Raw genomic sequence first — 16,300 nt, 5'->3', positions numbered from 1 at the left:
AATCTTCACGCAGTCGTCGAACGCCGCTGGGCCAGAGGGAGACGCGCCGCCCAGGCCGTCACCACTGGGAGCCAGGTCCAGCGCACGGGGGCGAGGAAGGGTCGCCGGGTCGGCAGGTGCGACCCGGGAGGGGCCCGGACGCTCAGTAGACAACGGCTCTCGGTCGACCCGCAGCCAGCGGGTCCCAGGCCGGCCCGAAGGGCGTCGGGCCCCCATCCGCACGCACACGGCGGACCGCCCCCCGCGAGGGGGCGGCATCCGCCGAAACTCCGCCGAAACCCCGCCAAACCAGACCCGCTCCGAACAGGCCCGCATGGGTCTGCACAGGTCAGAACAGGGAACCCCGGTCTTCATTCCCTGCGTTCCACACCTCGGGGACACAGCCGCGCGCCCGCGTTATACGGTCAACCTCACCACAGCTTGATTGGCAGGAAGGCCGCATCGTGCCCTCGGGTTCCGACACCACCGCCGAAGCCGCCTCGTCCGGCCCGGCCGAAGAACGACCGGACGGGCCGCGGACGCCCGCGGACGCGCCCCGTACGGGCGACCAGGGCGACGCCGCGGCGGAGGCGTCCACGCCCCCCGGCGGGGACCGCCCCGGCCGGTGGCGCCGCCTGGGCGGGCTCGCCCGCCGTGAGGCGGGGCGCAGCGCGCTCGCGGCCGTCGCCGGGCTCGCGCTCGGGTTCGCCTTCCCGCCGTTCGGGGCCTGGCCGCTGTCGCTGCTGGCCGTGGCCGCCCTGAGCCTGCTCACGTACGGCCGCACCGCTCGCCAGGGCGCCTGGACGGGGTTCGCGTTCGGGCTGCCGTTCTTCGTGCTGCTGCTGAAGTGGCTCCACGTGGTGGGCTGGGACGCGGTGATCGGCCTGTCCGTCATCGAGTCGCTCTTCCTGGTGCTGATGGGTGCCGGGTTCGCGCTGGTCTCCCGGCTGCCGGTGCCGTCCCTGTGGCCGCTGTGGACGGCCTGTCTGTGGGTGGCGGAGGAGTGGGCCCGGGACCGGGTGCCGTTCGGCGGCTTCCCCTGGGGTCGGCTGGCCTTCGCCAACACCGGGTCGCCGTTCACCCCGCTCGCCGCGGTCGGCGGCGCTCCGCTGGTCACCTTCGCCGTCGCGCTGACCGGCGGACTGCTGGCCTCCGCCGCGTTCGCCCTGTGGCGGCTGCGGGCGGACGGGCGGCTCTCGGTGCGGGGCGCGCTGCCCGCCGCCGGTGCGGTCGTCGTCGCGGCCGCGGTGACCGCGGCCGGATACGCGGTGCCGATCCCGACGCGCGCGGACGACAGCGTGGACGTGGCCGTCGTCCAGGGCAACGTGCAGCAGGCGGGCATGGACTTCCTGGGCCGCCCCATGAAGATCCTCAACAACCACGTGGACGCCACGCTCGACCTGGCCAAGGACGTCAAGGCCGGCCGGATCAAGAAGCCCGACCTCGTCATATGGCCGGAGAACTCCTCCGACCTGGACCCCTTCCAGTACCGGGAGGCCTACGCCCGGATCGACGAGGCCGTGAGGGCGATCGGCGTGCCCGTGCTGGTCGGCGCCCTGGTCGACCACCCCTCCAAGGAGGGGTACGTGTTCAACCAGGGCATCGTCTGGGACCCCAAGGACGGCCCCGGCGCCTCGTACACCAAGCAGCACCCGGTGCCCTTCGGCGAGTACGTGCCGTTCCGCAAGGAACTGAGCAAGATCATCACCCGGCTCCAGCGCGTCCCCCGCGACTTCTACCCCGGCGACCACACCGGGCTGATGAAGGTCGGCCCGGCCCGGCTGGGTGACGTGATCTGCTTCGAGGTCGCGTACGACGAGATCGTCCGCGACACGGTCAACGCGGGCGCCCGCGCGCTCGTCGTCCAGACCAACAACGCCACCTACGGCCGCACCGGCCAGCCCGAGCAGCAGCTGGCCATGTACCGGCTGCGGGCCGTCGAGCACGGCCGTCCGGTGATCAGCGCAGCCACCAGCGGGATCAGCGCGGTCGTCGCGCCGGATGGCACGATCGAGCAGCGGACGAAAGAATTCACGCAAGATGTGCTCACCGCGCGCATCCCGCTGCGTGACGGCACGACCCTCGCCGACCGCGTCGGTGCGACCCCGGAGTGGGTGCTCGCTATGGTGGGCGTTCTGTCCTGCGCGGCCGCGATCATGATTGGCCGTCGGGGACGTACGGACAAGAAGGGGCAGTAGCCGTGAGCGACGCACGCGAGGCCGAGGAGCCGACCACCGAGGCCGACCAGCCGCGCACCGGGGCCGAGGGGCCGGGCACCGAGGCCGACAGGCCGGGCACCGCAGACGGGGGTCCGGAGCCGCGCCGCACCGGCCAGGACGACGGCGGACGGCGGAAGTACGGTCCGCTGGGCACCGTTCTGGTGATCATTCCGACCTACAACGAGGCGGAGAACATCGCGCCGATCGTCGCCCGGGTCCGGGAGACCGTACCGGACGCCCACATCCTCGTCGCCGACGACAACAGCCCGGACGGCACCGGCAAGGTCGCCGACGAGCTGGCGGCCGACGACGACCACGTCAAGGTCCTGCACCGCAAGGGCAAGGAGGGCCTGGGCGCCGCCTATCTGGCGGGCTTCCGCTGGGGCATCGAGCACGGCTACGGCGTCCTGGTGGAGATGGACGCGGACGGCTCGCACCAGCCCGAGGAGCTGCCCCGGCTGCTCACCGCGCTCAAGGGCGCCGACCTGGTGATCGGCTCGCGCTGGGTGCCCGGCGGACGGATCGTCAACTGGCCCAAGTCCCGCGAGTTCATCTCCCGGGGCGGCAGCACGTACTCCCGGCTCATGCTGGACGTGCCGATCCGCGACATGACGGCGGGTTACCGGGCCTTCCGCAAGGAGACCCTGGAGGGGCTCGGCATGGAGGCCGTCGCCTCCCAGGGCTACTGCTTCCAGATCGACCTGGCCTGGCGCGCCGTCAAGGCGGGCTTCCACGTCATCGAGGTCCCCGTCACGTTCATCGAGCGCGAGCGCGGGGAGAGCAAGATGAGCCGGGACATCGTCACCGAGGCGGCCTGGCGCGTCATGTCCTGGGGCGTGGGCTCGCGCGTGAACAAGCTGCTGGGCCGCAAGGAGCCGTAGCCCGCCGGGGGTCGTGCGCGCTCGGAGTAGTCCCACGGGCGGCGTTCCGTCATCTGCCGGACACTGAAGGCGGAAGGAGGCGGAACATGCCCAAGACGACCATGAAGAGCAGCAAGCGCACACAGCGCAGGACGATGGCCCCCAAGGGTGCGAAGTCCGGCGGCATGGAGGCGCGTACCAAGGAGGACCTGTACCGCGAGGCCCAGAAGGCCGGGATCGAGGGCAGGTCGCAGATGTCGAAGAGTCAGCTGATCTCCGCTCTGCGCCGTAACCGCTGACACCGGGACAGCCGGGCGCCCCAAGGCCCAGGTGCCGGACGCCCGGACACCCAGACGCCGAAACGATCCGCTAGCGGATCCCCGGGACGGTCAGCGCGGTCAGCAGTGCCGTCCCGGCGACCATCCAGGCGACGTAGTCGCCGACGTGCCCGGACTGGAGCCGCCGTACGGGCGCGAGCAGCGCGGCCGCCCCGGTGCGGGCGGGCCGCCGCACCGCGAGTGCGGCCAGGGCGATGGCGAGGGCAGTGGAGAGCAGCCCGAGCAGGAGCCCGGCCGCCGACCAGTGCGGCGGAACGAACGCCGGGGCGGACGCCGCACGTCCGCCGAGTACCGCGTGCCGGTAGCCGGAGCCGTCGGCGAACAGCGCCCCGGCCCGGCCGGCGGCCGACGCCAGCGACGGGGTCAGCCCGACCGCCAGCGCCCCGGCCAGCAGCACCGCCGGTACGGCCAGCATCGGCACCGGGATGCGCCCGAGGCGGCCGCCGGTCTCCGGCTCCTCCTCGCCGGTGGTCTCCGGGCCCGCGCTCCGCCCGTTGCGCGGCGGTCGGCCCGCCCCGGCGAAGACCCGCAGGCCCACCCGCAGCACCGCGCCGCCGGTCACCGCCGACACCACGACGTACAGCGCGGGCAGCCAGCCCGCCGCATGCCCGGCGGCCTCCTCCGCGACCGCCTTGCCGAGCCCCGGGCCGAACGGCGGCAGCCCGCACAGCGCCAGGCCGGCGACCGCGAACAGGACCCCCACCAGGCGGAGTTCCCGGGCCTTCCCGTACAGCTCGTGCTCGTCCACGGAGGCGTACCGGTCGAGCAGGATGCCCGCGCACGCGAACAGCGCCGCCTTCACGCCCGCGTGACCGGCGACGTACAGCGCCGTCCCGGAGACGGCGTCGGGGGAGAGCACGGCCAGACCGATCAGGAACAGCCCGGTGTGGGCCACCGTGGAGAACGCCAGCAGCCGCTTGAGATGGCGCTGCTGCCAGCACATGAGCGCGCCCAGGACGGCCGTGAGCACGCCGAGGGCCAGCAGCGCGTGGGTGAAGGCGGGGTGCGCGATGCCGCCCGGGCCCGCGAAGACCGTCCCGTAGACCCGGCCGACCCCGTACACCCCCAGCTCCACCATGACGCCCGACAGCAGCATGCACACCGGCGTGGGGGCGACCGCGTGCGCGTCGGGCAGCCAGAAGTGGAAGGGCACCGCGGCCGCCTTCACCAGCAGGCCCGTCGTCACCAGGACGAACGCGGCGAGGACGAGGGCGTCCGGAGGGCGCGCGTCCAGCGCCCGCCCGAGCTGGGCGAAGCCCAGCTCCCCGGTGCGCGCGTACAGCAGCGTGATGCCCAGCAGCATGCAGTAGGCGCCGAGGGAGTTCACCACGCCGAAGGCCAGCGCCCCCTGGAGCGGCTTCGGCTCCTCCACCCGGAAGCCGGTCAGGGCGTACGCGACGACGCCCATCAGCTCGAAGAAGACGAACGCGTTGAACAGGTCCCCGGTCAGCGCGAAGCCGCACATGCCCGCCTGGAAGAGCAGGATCAGCGCCGGGAAGGAGCCGGTGTGGCCGCGCGGCGGCTCCTCGAAGTAGCGCCAGGAGTAGACCAGGACGGCCACCACCAGCAGCGAGACCAGCGCCGCGAGCCCGGTGCCCAGCGGATCGCCCACCAGCACGATGCCCACGCCCTCGCCCCGCACCGGGCGCCAGCCGCCCACCCATTCCACGGGACGGCCCGTGGAGTGCCCCGCCAGGATCAGCGTCGTCGCGGCGGTGGCGGCGGCGAAGGCGCAGCCCAGGACGTCGGAGGCGAGCCGGGGCAGCCGCCGCCCGGCGGCCACCAGCACCGCCGCGCCGAACAGCGGTACGGCCACCACCAGCGGCAGCAGCCGCGCGGCGTCCATCCGGTCAGCCCTTCAGCTCGGACAGCGCGTCCGGGTCGACCGTGCCGTGCCGTTTGCGGAGCTGGACGACGAGGGCGAGCAGCAGCGCGGTCACCGTCGCGCCCACCACGATGTCGGTGAGGGCGAGCGCCTGGACCACGGGGTCGACCACGCGGCTGTCGGTGGGCGCGTCGGAGAACACCGGGGCGGTGCCGCCGCGGTGGTAGCCGACGCCGAGCAGCAGCACATACGTGGAGGACTGGGTGACGGCCAGGCACCCCACGGCATGGATCAGGTTCCGGCTGGTCACCAGCCCGTACACCCCGATCAGGAAGATCCATCCGGCGATCAGGTACGGCAGGACCGTCACACCCGCTCCTTTCCGTCGTTTCCGTGGTCGTTTCCGTCGTCGGCGTTCTCGATCTCCACGGCCTGGTCCAGGAACCGGGCCAGCAGGACGACGATCCCGCTGGTGACCTCGATGCCGACGGCCGCGTTCAGCAGGATCACGGTGCCGCCGGAGGACAGGGTGGCGAAGGTGCCCAGGGGGAGGACGTTGGCGAGGAAAGCCGATCCCGCGAGGAGCGCCCCGAGCCCGGTGACGACATAGGCCGCCTCGCCGGCGGCGTCCCCGATCTCGTACAGGGGGACCGGCCGGACCCGCTCCGGCGCCCGGTAGTCGGCGGCGAGGTAGAGAAGGTGCAGCGCCGTCGCCGTGACCACCCCGCCCTGGAAGCCGCCGCCCGGGCTGATCTGGCCGTGTGCGATCACATACAGGCCGGTCAGCATCGCGAGCGGCAGCATCGCCAGCGCGAACCAGCGCACCCGGGGACGCACCACGGCGGGCGCGGGCCGCCTCCGCTGCTCGTCGGCGGTCTGGCGGAGCAGGACGACGGTGCCGAGCACCGCGGCGAACAGGATCGTCTCCTCGCCGAGCGTGTCCAGGGCGCGCAGGTCGAAGTTGACGGACGCGATCACGTTGGCCGTGTGGTGGCTCAGGGCGGCGCGCACGGCCCGCTCCCCGTACGGATGGGGGCCGCTGCCGAACGGCGGCAGGGAGAAGCAGGCGGTGGCGAACAGCGCCGCGAAGGCGGCCGCTCCCGCCAGGAAGAGCCACAGCCGCCCGCGGGCGCTCATCGCTCGCGCTCGCGCGGCTCGTCCGGCTCGCCGTGGGGTCCGGCTCCGGTTCCGTCTCCGGTTCCGTCTCCGGGGCGGCGGCGCACCTTCCGTACGGTCAGCAGGATCATCAGCGGGGTCACCGCGGAGCCCACCGCGAGCTGGGACAACGCGACGTCCGGGGCCTGGAGGAACGTGAACAGCAGGGCCAGCGCCAGCCCGAGGAACGACAGCACGAGCGCCTGCCGCACCGGGTCGCGGTTGAGCACGGCGGCGGTGGCGGCGCCCGCGACCAGCAGCAGCGCCACGACGATCAGGGCATCGGTCATGCCGTACGGCCCCCGTCCGCCGCGCCCTTCCGCATGCGGCCGCCGCCCGCGCCGGTCACCACGCTGCCCGCGATCAGCAGCGCCCCGATCAGCAGCAGCTTCGCCATCGACCGGCCGGGCCCGGCCGCCACGCACAGCGGCAGCACGATCGCCGGAACCCCGAGCAGGGCCGTCCGGCGCACCAGCCGGGAGCCGGGCAGGACGCCGAGGAAGCGGGCGTAGATCAGCGTGCCGGTGGGCCCGAGCACGGACAGGACGAGGGCCACGTCCAGGTATCCGGGGCGCCCGAAGCCCTGCGCGGCCGGGAGCAGCGCCAGACCGCCCAGCAGCGAGCTGAGGTTCTGGGCGATCAACCGGTCCTCCGGTGCCCCGCGGGAGACCCACCACAGCACCGGTACGAGGGCGAGCAGCGGCACCAGCGCCACCAGCAGCCAGCCGTCGTCCGCCCTCACCGGCCCGTCACCACCCGGCGCGCGGCGCGGGCGACGAGGGCGGTGGGCAGCGCGGCGGCCGCGCCCACCATGACCTCCAGGGAGTCGACGGTGCTGATGAGCACCAGCCAGACCCCGGTCAGCACCAGCCACCAGGCGAGCACTTCGAGCAGACCGGACATTCCGCCACCTCCGCGGCGGCGGGTACCCGGACGGCCGCCGCCGATTCCCCGTGGATGCGCGTCCGGGGCTGCCTGGATCCACGCCCCGGGGTCCGTACAGCGCTCGGGCCCGGGCACACTTGGAGGCATGATGACCGGCGCATCCCCGCAGAGCGACCCGACCCGCCCGAAGCGCAGCCGTGCCCGCACGTTCGTACCGCTGGGCATCGCCGCCTGGCTGGTGCTGGAGATCTGGCTGCTGACCCTGGTCGCGGAGGCGGCCGGTGGGTTCACCGTCTTCCTGCTGCTGATCGCGGGCGCGGTCGGCGGCGCGGCCGTCGTCAAGCGGGCGGGGCGCCGGGCCTGGCAGAACCTGGCCCGGACGATGCAGCCGGGCGCGGAGCCCGCCGAGCAGCCGGGGCGTACCGGCAACTCCTTCACCATGCTTGGCGGGCTGCTGCTGATGATTCCGGGGCTGCTCTCGGACGTGGCCGCGCTGCTGTGCCTGTTCCCGCCGACGGCGGCGGTGCTGCGGCGGCGCGCCGAGTCCGCGCTGTCGCGCCGGATGGGCTACACGCCGGGCTCGCTGGGCGTCGCCTTCGGGCAGGGCGGACCGGGGCGGCAGCCGGGGGCGGGTTCGGCCGAGGGCTCGCGGGAGGGCCAGGTCATCCAGGGCGAGGTGGTCCGCGACGATGTGAGCCGGGACGACGCGGGCCGGGACGACGCGGGCCGGGGGGACGTGGTCCGGGGCGATGTGGTCCGGGACGACAAGGACTGATCGAAAAGCGCACAAGGGCCGGGGCCACTGCTCAGCAGTGGCCCCGGCCCTTGTGCGTCAGTACTGCCGTGAAGGTCAGGCAGACTTACGGCTCGTGTCGCGCGGATGCACGGCGATGTTCATGGCGCCCGACCGAAGGATCGCCAGCCGCTCGGCCAGCACCTCCTCCAGCTCTTCACGGGTACGCCGCTCCATGAGCATGTCCCAGTGCGTGCGCGCGGGCTTGCCCTTCTTCTCCTCAGGTCCCTCGCCGTCCACCAGGAGTGCCATGGCGCCGCACGCCTTGCACTCCCACTCCGGCGGAATCTCCGCCTCCACCGAGAACGGCATCTCGAATCGGTGTCCGTTCTGGCATGCGTACTCCACCGCCTGGCGCGGGGCCAGATCGATGCCGCGGTCGGTCTCGTAGCTGGTCACCACGAGTCGCGTGCCGCGAAGAGCTCGCTCACTCATGAATCGTGCCTCCCGGGCTTCTCGCCCACAGGACAGGTGTCGCTGTCGTCGTCATCCGGTCAACGTCCGGTCGGCGGTGAAGATTCCCGTACTGGGACATGCGTCGCCCGTCGTGCCGCCCCGTTGTTCTACCCACAGGCGCCCGGTTTGTCACATCTGGCAGCAGATGTCACCCAGCGTTTCTCATGCTTTAGCGCGCAGTAACGGTCCGCCTGGTGGGCCAAGGGCGTACACTACCGCTCCACGCACGCGAGGGCTAAATCAGGTCACGGATCGGACTCCGTGGACCGCCCTGCGCCACCACCGGTGAACTCTCCGTCGTCCCCTCGGGAGCGTCTCCGGTCGCTGCGCCGGTGGCTGAGGGTATCGCGAACAGGCCCAGGAAGTACTGCGAAAGCGGTCCGATGGCCAGCGCGTACAGAACCGTGCCCACTCCCACCGAGCCGCCCAGCGCGAACCCCGTGGCCAGCACCGCCACCTCGATCCCGGTCCGCACCAGCCGGACCGACCGGCCGGTGCGCCGGTGCAGCCCCGTCATCAGGCCGTCCCGCGGGCCCGGACCGAACCGCGCCGAGATGTACAGCCCGGTGGCCGCGCCGCCCACCACGATCGAGACCAGCAGCAGGGGAACGCGCAGCGCCAGCGCGTCCGGCTGCGGCAGGAGCCACAGGGTGGCGTCCACCGTGACCCCGATCACCATCACGTTCGACACCGTGCCGAGCCCCGGCCGCTGCCGCAGCGGAATCCACAGCAGGAGCACGGCGGCCCCGACGATGATCGTCACCGTGCCGAACGACAGCGGGGTGCGCTTGACGATCCCCTGGTGGAACACGTCCCACGGATCGAGCCCGAGCGCGGCGCGCACCTGGAGCCCCATGCCCACGCCGTACAGCACGAGCCCTCCGTAGAGCTGGACGAGACGACGGGCGAGACGGGAGCCCCCCGAGGGTTCCTTGGACAACGCGTACTCCTGAGGGTGAGTGGTCGTCAGTGGCCATTGGTGCCCGGACTGGTGCCATTGACCGGTGGCATGTCACTCTGATGCCTGAAACCAGTCCAGTTCCATGGCCAATCCGGGAAAGGTGGACCGCATTCGATGAGTCCGTGGACCTCCGCGGTGGGGGCACCTCAACTGGCCCGCCTGCTCGGCTCCCAGCACACCCGCGAGGCGACGGTGGAGAGCCCCGTCGCGTCGCTCAACGGCGGCCGCCGCGTCCCCGCCTACCGCGCGCTCGCCGACGGCGTACGCCTGCTCCTGCTGGAGGGCCGGGTCCCGGTCGCGGCCCGCCTGCCCGCCGAGCGCGAACTCGCCGCGGCGCTCGCCGTCAGCCGCACCACCGTCGCCGCCGCCTACGAGGCGCTGCGCGGCGAGGGGTTCCTGGAGTCGCGGCGCGGCGCGGGCAGCTGGACCGCCATGCCCGCCGGAAGCCCGCTGCCCACCCGCGGACTCGACCCGCTGCCCCCGGAGGCCGCCGCCTCCGTCATCGACCTCGGCTGCGCCGCGCTCCCCGCCCCCGAGCCCTGGCTGACCCGCGCGACCCGCGGCGCCCTGGAGGAGCTGCCGCCGTACGCCCACACCCACGGCGACTACCCCGCGGGCCTGCCCGCCCTGCGCCAGGCGCTCGCCGACCGCTACACCGCCCGCGGCGTACCGACCATGCCCGAACAGATCATGGTCACCACCGGCGCCATGGGCGCCGTCGCCGCCACCTGCCGGCTCATGGTCCGCCCCGGTGAGCGCGTCGCCGTCGAATCGCCCAGCTACGCCAATGTGCTCCAGCTGATGCGGGAAGCGGGCGCCCGGCTGGTGCCCGTCGCGATGGCCGACCGGCTCGTGGGCTGGGACATCCCGGCCTGGCGCCAGGTCCTCGGCGCCGCCGCGCCCCGCATGGCCTACGTCGTCGCGGACTTCCACAACCCCACCGGCGCGCTCGCCACCGAGGAACAGCGCCGCGGCCTCGTCGACGCCGCCCGCGCGGCCGGGACGGTCCTGATCGCCGACGAGACCATGACCGAACTGCGGCTGGACGACGACGTCGAGCTGCCCCGCCCGGTCTCCGCCTTCGACCCGGCGGGCAGCACCGTCATCACCGTCGGCTCCGCGAGCAAGTCCTTCTGGGCCGGGCTGCGCATCGGCTGGGTCCGTGCGGCGCCCGACGTCATCCGCAGCCTGGTCGCCGCCCGCGCCTACGCCGACCTGGGCACGCCCGTCATCGAACAGCTCGCCGTCGCCTGGCTGTTGAACACCGGCGGCTGGGAGGAGGCCATCGAGGTCCGCCGCGCGCTCGCCCGCGACAACCGGGACGCGCTGGTGGCCGCCGTACGACGCCACCTCCCCGACTGGGAGTTCACCGTCCCGCACGGCGGCCTCACCCTCTGGGCCCGCACCGGCGGCCTCTCCGGCTCCCGCATCGCGGAGGCCGGGGCCCGGCTGGGCGTCCGCGTCCCCTCGGGCCCGCGCTTCGGCGTGGACGGCGCCTTCGAGGGCTACGTCCGGCTCCCGTTCACGGTGGCGGGCGCGGTGGCCGACAAGGCCGCCGAGCGCCTGGCGGCGGCCGCGGACCTGGTGGCGACCGGCGCCACGGTGGAGGCGGAGACCCCGCGCACCTGGGTGGCCTGACCCGCGCTCACCTCCCGGGGCGCGGGGTCATGTGCGCGTGGCCACCACCCGCTCGCCCGGGGAGCCCGCCTCCGGTCCCGGCAGCAGCCGCAGCACCGCCCGCCGCTGGCCCTCGCTCGTCGCGTCGTCGTACGGATCGGGCGTGGCCGGTACCTGGAGCCGGTGCACCGGCCCCGCGCCGAGCCGCGCGTACCCCCGGCCCGCCGGTACCTCCGGCACGGGGGTGGTCGGCGGCGGGGCGCCCAGCACGGCGGTGGTCTGTTCGAGTGAGGCCGGGCCGAGGACCACCCGGGCGCGGGTGTGGAACCGTACGGCCTCGCTCAGGCCCTCCGCCGCGTCGAGCTGATCGGCCACCACGACCCGTACGTTCGCCGCCCGCCCGTGCCGCAGCGGCACCTGGAGCAGCTCCTGCGGGTCCGTACGGCCGTCCGCCGCCGCCACATGGCTGAGCGCCGACGGCCGGTCCAGCACGATCCACAGCGGGCGCTGGACATCGTCCGGCGGCGGGTGGCCGAACTGGCGGGCGCGGTTGGCGGCGAGCAGCCGCCGTTCCGTCTCGTGCCCGGCCCACTCCAGCGTCGCCAGCACCCCGGCGAGCCCGCATTCGACGGCCAGCACCCCGGCGCGGCCGCCGAGGCACGCGTACTCGCCGGTTCCGCTGCCGTCCACCACCAGCACGTCGCCGTGCGGCAGCGCCTGGAGCAGGATGGAGCGGAGCAGGGTGGTGGTGCCGCTGCCGGGGCGGCCGAGCGCCAGCAGATGCGGTTCGGTGGAGCGCGGCCCGGTGCGCCAGACGACGGGCGGCACGTCCCGCGTCGCCGCCGCCCCGTCGTCGGCCGCCTCGCCCGCGTCGCAGTCGTCCCGGGCCCGGGACGTCTCGTCGTCGACGCCCTCCAGTACCGGCAGGGTCCGCCGCACGGATGACGCGTCCGTGAAGCCGAGCACCGTCTCGCCCGGCGCGGTCACGAAGCGCTGGGCGCAGATCGTGGTGGACAGGGCGGGCAGCACCGCCAGGGTGAGCCGGTTCGCCTCCTCGTCCCAGGTGAACAGGTACTCCCGGTCGCGCCCCGACTTCGCGTACAGCACCTGTTCGACGCGGGCCCGGGACTCGGCCTCGCCGTCCGTGAAGTACGCGGGGTACCGCAGCAGCAGCCGGGTCAGCCTCCCGTCCTCGTCGAAGTCGAACGACTCGAAGGGGCGCGACCAGTCACCGCCGTGGCGGTAGAGCGGGTCCGGGTCCTCGGTGGCGGCGAAGTACGGCACCAGCGCCTCGTAGATCAGGCGCAGCCGCTCGGTCCCGTCGGCGCCCGGCCCCGGGGAGGCGGGGGCGCGCACCCGCCCGGCCCAGCCCGCGGCGCCGAGCAGGCCGATCGCCGAGGCCAGCGGTCCGTACGGCAGCAGGAAGACGACGAACACGCAGGCGGCCGCGACGAAGAACGCGGGCCCCCGCTGTTCGCCCGGAAGCTCCGCCCACCGGCGCCGTGCTCCGGCGGCGAGCACCCGCAAGCCCCGGGAGAGGGCGAGCAGCGGGTGGAGGACATCGGCGGCGCTGTCGGCCGCGGTGCGGGCGAACTCGCGGCCGCGGCGGAACGGGGCGCGCCCGGCGCCGCCGAGGCGGAGCCGGGGGAGCGGTGGCAGGCCCACGTCAGATCTTGATCCCGCCCAGCAAACTGGCGAGGCTTGCGCCACCGGCCTTGATGCTCGGGGCGATGGCGGTGCTCGCGAGGTAGAAGCCGAAGAGGGCGCACACGACGCCGTGGGATGCCTTGAGGCCGTCTTTGCGGAAGAAGATGAAGACGACGATGCCGAGCAGGACGACACCGGAAATGGACAGGATCATCTCGGTCTCCTGGCTGGTGGGGGACTCTCACCATGAGTCATTCCAGGGTCACAGCATGTATCCATCCGGGGAAAGGTGCAAATGGGGAGATTGACGCCGCAAGCGTCACAATGGTCACGTGCCGGTGATCACATGCACAGGTGGCGCGTGCGCGGGTAGCGGCATGCACAGGCAGTGAACGCACAGCTAGCGAAGCCGGAGGCGATACGCGATGAGCGCACCGAACCCCGAGAGCGAGCCCGCTCACGACCCGGAGGTGCTGCAACTGGCGGCCAAGGTCTTCGACCTGGCCCGGCACGGTGACACCGACACGCTCGCCGCGTACGTGGACGCGGGCGTTCCGGCCAACCTCACCAACGACAAGGGCGATTCGCTGCTCATGCTGGCCGCCTACTACGGCCACGCCGCGGTCGTGTCCGCCCTGCTGGAGCGCGGCGCCGACCCCAACCGCGTCAACGAGCGGGGGCAGACCCCCATCGCCGGGGCGGCCTTCAAGGGGGAGGAGGAGGTGCTGCGGGTCCTGCTGGGCGCCGGTGCCGACCCGCGCGCGGGCTCGCCGTCGGCGGTCGACACGGCGCGCATGTTCGGACGGGAGGACCTGCTCGCGCTGTTCGGGCCCGCGGACTCGTAGCGCCGGGCCGGTCCGTACGCATCGAGGCAGGCCGATCCCGTACGCATCGAAGGACCACAAAGGGGGTTGGTCCAGACCTGTTGACATGGGCACCGCAGCGCTGGAGATTGTGCCGCGCACCTTCCCTCCCGGAACCGGCCCGCGCGCCGGTTCCGGGACCCCCACACAGGAAGGCAATCGGCGCCATGCGAAGGACGCTGCGCACCACCCTGATCGGCCTGCTCCCGGCGACCGCGCTCGCCGCCACCCCCTGGTTCACCGCTCCGGCCGCCGCCGGGCCGTCCGCCCCCACGGCCGCTTTCACGGACACCTTCGACGGCCCGGCGGGCGGCGCGGTCGACGCCGCCCGATGGGGCTACGAGACCGGCGACAACGTCAACAACCATGAGCGGCAGTACTACACGGACGGCACGAAGAACGCCGCGCTGGACGGTCAGGGCAACCTCGTCATCACCGCCCGCAAGGAGAACCCCGCCAACTACTCCTGTTGGTACGGCCGCTGCGAGTACACCTCCGCCCGACTGTCCACCGCGCGCACCTTCACCACCGCCTACGGCCACGTCGAGTCCCGCATGAAACTGCCGCGCGGCCAGGGCATGTGGCCCGCCTTCTGGATGCTCGGCAACGACATCGGCAGCGCGGGCTGGCCCAACTGCGGTGAGATCGACGTCATGGAGAACGTCGGCTACGAGCCCGGCACCGTCCACGGCACGATCCACGGACCCGGCTACTCCGGGTCGGGCGGCATCGGCGCGGGCTACACCCTCCCGGGCGGGGCGAAGTTCTCCGACGCCTTCCACACCTTCGCCGTCGACTGGTCGCCCAACAAGATCACTTGGTCGGTGGACGGCAACGTCTACCAGACCCGCACCCCCGCCGATCTGAACGGCAACCGCTGGGCCTTCGACCACCCCTTCTACCTCATCCTCAACCTCGCGGTCGGCGGCTACTGGCCCGGCGACCCGGACGGCAGCACCACCTTCCCCCAGCAACTGGTGGTCGACTACGTGAAGGTGACCGGCGGCAACTGACGTCCCGCACGGGGCCGTAACGTTGCCCCTCATGGACGACACCCACGACCGGATCGAGGCCGCCGACCGCCCGCTTCGGGCCTTCGTCCCCGAGCCCGGCCGACGCGACCGGCTGCGGCGCGAGGCGCGGGCGGCGGCCGTGCGGTGGCCCGATCCCGCCGACCGGCCACCGCTGTACGGGGTGCCGGTGGGCGTCAAGGACATCGTGCACGTCGACGGGCTGCCCACGGGCGCCGGTTCGGCCGTCCCCGCCGAGGCGCTGGCCGGTCCGCAGGCGTCGCTGGTCGACCGGCTGCGGGCGGCGGGCGCGCTGGTGGCGGGCAAGACCGTCACCGCCGAGTTCGCCGTCACCGCGCCCGGCCCGACCCGCAATCCGCACAACGTGGAGCACACCCCCGGCGGCTCCAGCAGCGGTTCGGCGGCGGCCGTCGCCGCGGGCATGGTGCCGCTCGCCATCGGCACACAGACGATCGGCTCGATGATCCGCCCGGCCGCGTACTGCGGGGTCGTCGGCTTCAAGCCGACCCACGGCCGCATCCCGGCCGACGGCGTCATCCCCAACGCGCCGACCTTCGACACGGTGGGCCTCTTCGCCCCGCACACCGCCGGGCTGACCCCGGCGGCGGGCGTGCTCTGCGACGACTGGCGGCCGGGCCCGGACGGCGGAAGCCCGGGGGAGGGGCCGCGGCCGACGCTCGCGGTGCCGACCGGCCCGTACCTCGACCGGGCGGACGCGGAGGCGGCGGAAGCCTTCGAGGAGCAGGTGCGGCGGCTGGCCGACGCCGGATTCCCGGTGCTCCGGGTCCCGTTCCCGGCCGACTTCGACGACCTCGTCGCCCGGCAGCGGGTGATCAACCGCTACGAGGCCGCCCGCACCCACGCCGCGTGGTTCCCGCGCTACGGCGAGCTGTACCGGGAACAGACCGCCACGGTGATCCGGGAGGGTCAGGGAATCGGCCACGAGGAGTACGCGTCGGCCCTGCGCGCCCGCGACCGGTTCCGGGACCGGCTGCCGGCGGCGATGGACGAGGAGGGCATCGACCTGTGGATCACCCCGGCGGCCACGGGCCCGGCGCCGCGTGGCCTCGAGAGCACCGGTGACTCGATCATGTCCCTCCCCTGGAGCGTCGCCGGAGTGCCCGCGCTCGGCCTGCCCGCGGGCCGGGCGGCCAACTCCCTCCCGCTGGGAATGCAGTGCGTGGCCCGGCCGGGGGCGGACGAGCGGCTGCTGGAGTGGGGCTCCGGAATCGAGTTGGTCCTCGGCGGCCCTTCCGCACCCGTATGATCGGTATCCAGTCCCATGTACGGAGTTGGGGGCGCGATGACTGCCACTTGGTGGCTTATGCAGGGTGAGGCCACGGTCGGCGAGTTACGGCAGTACGGAGTCGACCAGCCGGTCTTCCTGTGCCACTTCACGCCCGGACCAGCATGGGAAAACGCCCGGGACAAGTTCGAGTCGTGGTCGGCGCTGCGCGGCCCGGACCCTGACGGAAGCCGTACCGCCCAGGTGATCAGATCCATCATGGACCTCGAACTGCGGCTGGTCCCCGCGGACGGCAGCCCCCCGATGGCGCTGTTCACGGAGTGCATCCTGCGGATCGACGGTCACACGGCCCGCCTGCGCTGCTGAAGCGCGCCTGCGCTGCCGAAGTGCTCGTGCTCGGCCGAAGTACTCGTGCGCCACTGAAG

19 protein-coding genes are annotated in these 16,300 nt (G+C 73.4%); 9 read left to right on the top strand and 10 right to left on the bottom strand.

Annotated features, from left to right (window positions below; translation table 11 throughout):
* The first annotated feature begins 443 nt into the window (after positions 1–443).
* The 3 genes from lnt (at position 444) to HYQ63_RS07505 (ending at position 3,357) form a co-directional block, all read left to right on the top strand.
* Complete coding sequence (lnt, locus tag HYQ63_RS07515) at positions 444–2,177, top strand: apolipoprotein N-acyltransferase (protein WP_179933131.1); 1,734 nt, start codon at positions 444–446, stop codon at positions 2,175–2,177.
* Positions 2,178–2,344: 167 nt separating this feature from the next.
* Entirely contained in the window at positions 2,345–3,079 is a 735-nt protein-coding gene (locus HYQ63_RS07510) for a polyprenol monophosphomannose synthase (protein WP_257232577.1), read from the top strand.
* Between the two features lie 86 nt (positions 3,080–3,165).
* On the top strand, positions 3,166–3,357 hold the full coding sequence (locus HYQ63_RS07505; protein WP_179933129.1) for a Rho termination factor N-terminal domain-containing protein: 192 nt from the start codon (positions 3,166–3,168) through the stop codon (positions 3,355–3,357).
* A gap of 70 nt (positions 3,358–3,427) precedes the next feature.
* Here HYQ63_RS07505 and HYQ63_RS07500 read toward each other — a convergent pair whose 3' ends face one another.
* The 6 genes from HYQ63_RS07500 to HYQ63_RS07475 are packed head-to-tail and all read right to left on the bottom strand — an operon-like array spanning position 3,428 to position 7,279.
* Positions 3,428–5,242: a complex I subunit 5 family protein gene (locus HYQ63_RS07500; RefSeq protein ID WP_179933128.1), complete on the bottom strand. Its 1,815-nt coding sequence runs from the start codon at positions 5,240–5,242 to the stop codon at positions 3,428–3,430.
* Positions 5,243–5,246: 4 nt separating this feature from the next.
* On the bottom strand, positions 5,247–5,591 hold the full coding sequence (locus tag HYQ63_RS07495; protein ID WP_179933127.1) for a sodium:proton antiporter: 345 nt from the start codon (positions 5,589–5,591) through the stop codon (positions 5,247–5,249).
* Positions 5,588–6,358: an MnhB domain-containing protein gene (locus HYQ63_RS07490; RefSeq protein WP_179933126.1), complete on the bottom strand. Its 771-nt coding sequence runs from the start codon at positions 6,356–6,358 to the stop codon at positions 5,588–5,590. The genes HYQ63_RS07495 and HYQ63_RS07490 overlap by 4 nt, the downstream gene beginning before the upstream one ends.
* A complete protein-coding gene (locus HYQ63_RS07485; protein WP_179933125.1) occupies positions 6,355–6,666 on the bottom strand; it encodes a DUF4040 domain-containing protein in 312 nt (103 codons plus the stop codon). The genes HYQ63_RS07490 and HYQ63_RS07485 overlap by 4 nt, the downstream gene beginning before the upstream one ends.
* Positions 6,663–7,118 (bottom strand): MrpF/PhaF family protein, encoded by a 456-nt coding sequence (locus tag HYQ63_RS07480; protein ID WP_179933124.1) that lies wholly within the window; start codon positions 7,116–7,118, stop codon positions 6,663–6,665. The genes HYQ63_RS07485 and HYQ63_RS07480 overlap by 4 nt, the downstream gene beginning before the upstream one ends.
* The gene (locus HYQ63_RS07475) at positions 7,115–7,279 is read right to left on the bottom strand and encodes a hypothetical protein (protein ID WP_179933123.1); all 165 of its coding nucleotides are present in this window, start codon (positions 7,277–7,279) and stop codon (positions 7,115–7,117) included. The genes HYQ63_RS07480 and HYQ63_RS07475 overlap by 4 nt, the downstream gene beginning before the upstream one ends.
* A 127-nt stretch (positions 7,280–7,406) precedes the next feature.
* Between HYQ63_RS07475 and fxsA the strand changes: the two genes are divergently transcribed.
* Positions 7,407–8,036: an FxsA family membrane protein gene (gene fxsA, locus HYQ63_RS07470; RefSeq protein ID WP_179933122.1), complete on the top strand. Its 630-nt coding sequence runs from the start codon at positions 7,407–7,409 to the stop codon at positions 8,034–8,036.
* 75 nt (positions 8,037–8,111) lie between these two features.
* On the opposite strand, the gene HYQ63_RS07465 is transcribed toward fxsA, so the two are convergent.
* Positions 8,112–8,489 (bottom strand): RNA polymerase-binding protein RbpA, encoded by a 378-nt coding sequence (locus HYQ63_RS07465; protein WP_009713547.1) that lies wholly within the window; start codon positions 8,487–8,489, stop codon positions 8,112–8,114.
* Between the two features lie 256 nt (positions 8,490–8,745).
* Positions 8,746–9,366, bottom strand: a complete 621-nt coding sequence (locus tag HYQ63_RS07460) for a YitT family protein (RefSeq protein ID WP_257232576.1) — start codon at positions 9,364–9,366, stop codon at positions 8,746–8,748.
* 219 nt (positions 9,367–9,585) lie between these two features.
* Between HYQ63_RS07460 and HYQ63_RS07455 the strand changes: the two genes are divergently transcribed.
* Entirely contained in the window at positions 9,586–11,109 is a 1,524-nt protein-coding gene (locus HYQ63_RS07455) for a PLP-dependent aminotransferase family protein (RefSeq protein ID WP_179933121.1), read from the top strand.
* A 27-nt stretch (positions 11,110–11,136) separates the two neighbouring features.
* Here the strand turns inward: HYQ63_RS07455 and HYQ63_RS07450 are convergent, their stop codons facing one another.
* Complete coding sequence (locus HYQ63_RS07450) at positions 11,137–12,753, bottom strand: hypothetical protein (protein WP_179933120.1); 1,617 nt, start codon at positions 12,751–12,753, stop codon at positions 11,137–11,139.
* Position 12,754: 1 nt separating this feature from the next.
* Positions 12,755–12,949: a hypothetical protein gene (locus HYQ63_RS07445; protein WP_039936790.1), complete on the bottom strand. Its 195-nt coding sequence runs from the start codon at positions 12,947–12,949 to the stop codon at positions 12,755–12,757.
* Positions 12,950–13,160: 211 nt separating this feature from the next.
* On the opposite strand from HYQ63_RS07445, the gene HYQ63_RS07440 reads away from it, so the two are divergent.
* From HYQ63_RS07440 to HYQ63_RS07425, 4 genes are all read left to right on the top strand, one after another.
* Complete coding sequence (locus HYQ63_RS07440; protein WP_179933119.1) at positions 13,161–13,580, top strand: ankyrin repeat domain-containing protein; 420 nt, start codon at positions 13,161–13,163, stop codon at positions 13,578–13,580.
* A 185-nt stretch (positions 13,581–13,765) separates the two neighbouring features.
* Complete coding sequence (locus tag HYQ63_RS07435; RefSeq protein ID WP_179933118.1) at positions 13,766–14,611, top strand: family 16 glycosylhydrolase; 846 nt, start codon at positions 13,766–13,768, stop codon at positions 14,609–14,611.
* A gap of 31 nt (positions 14,612–14,642) precedes the next feature.
* On the top strand, positions 14,643–15,896 hold the full coding sequence (locus HYQ63_RS07430) for an amidase (protein ID WP_179933117.1): 1,254 nt from the start codon (positions 14,643–14,645) through the stop codon (positions 15,894–15,896).
* A 36-nt stretch (positions 15,897–15,932) separates the two neighbouring features.
* On the top strand, positions 15,933–16,241 hold the full coding sequence (locus tag HYQ63_RS07425; RefSeq protein ID WP_179933116.1) for a hypothetical protein: 309 nt from the start codon (positions 15,933–15,935) through the stop codon (positions 16,239–16,241).
* Positions 16,242–16,300: the final 59 nt, after the last annotated feature.

Source organism: Streptomyces sp. Rer75 (assembly GCF_013414305.1).
In the GTDB taxonomy this organism is placed as follows: Bacteria; Actinomycetota; Actinomycetes; order Streptomycetales; family Streptomycetaceae; genus Streptomyces; species Streptomyces himastatinicus.
The sequence above is the reverse complement of the archived record's forward strand: the minus strand, read 5'-3'. Positions and strand labels throughout refer to the sequence as shown.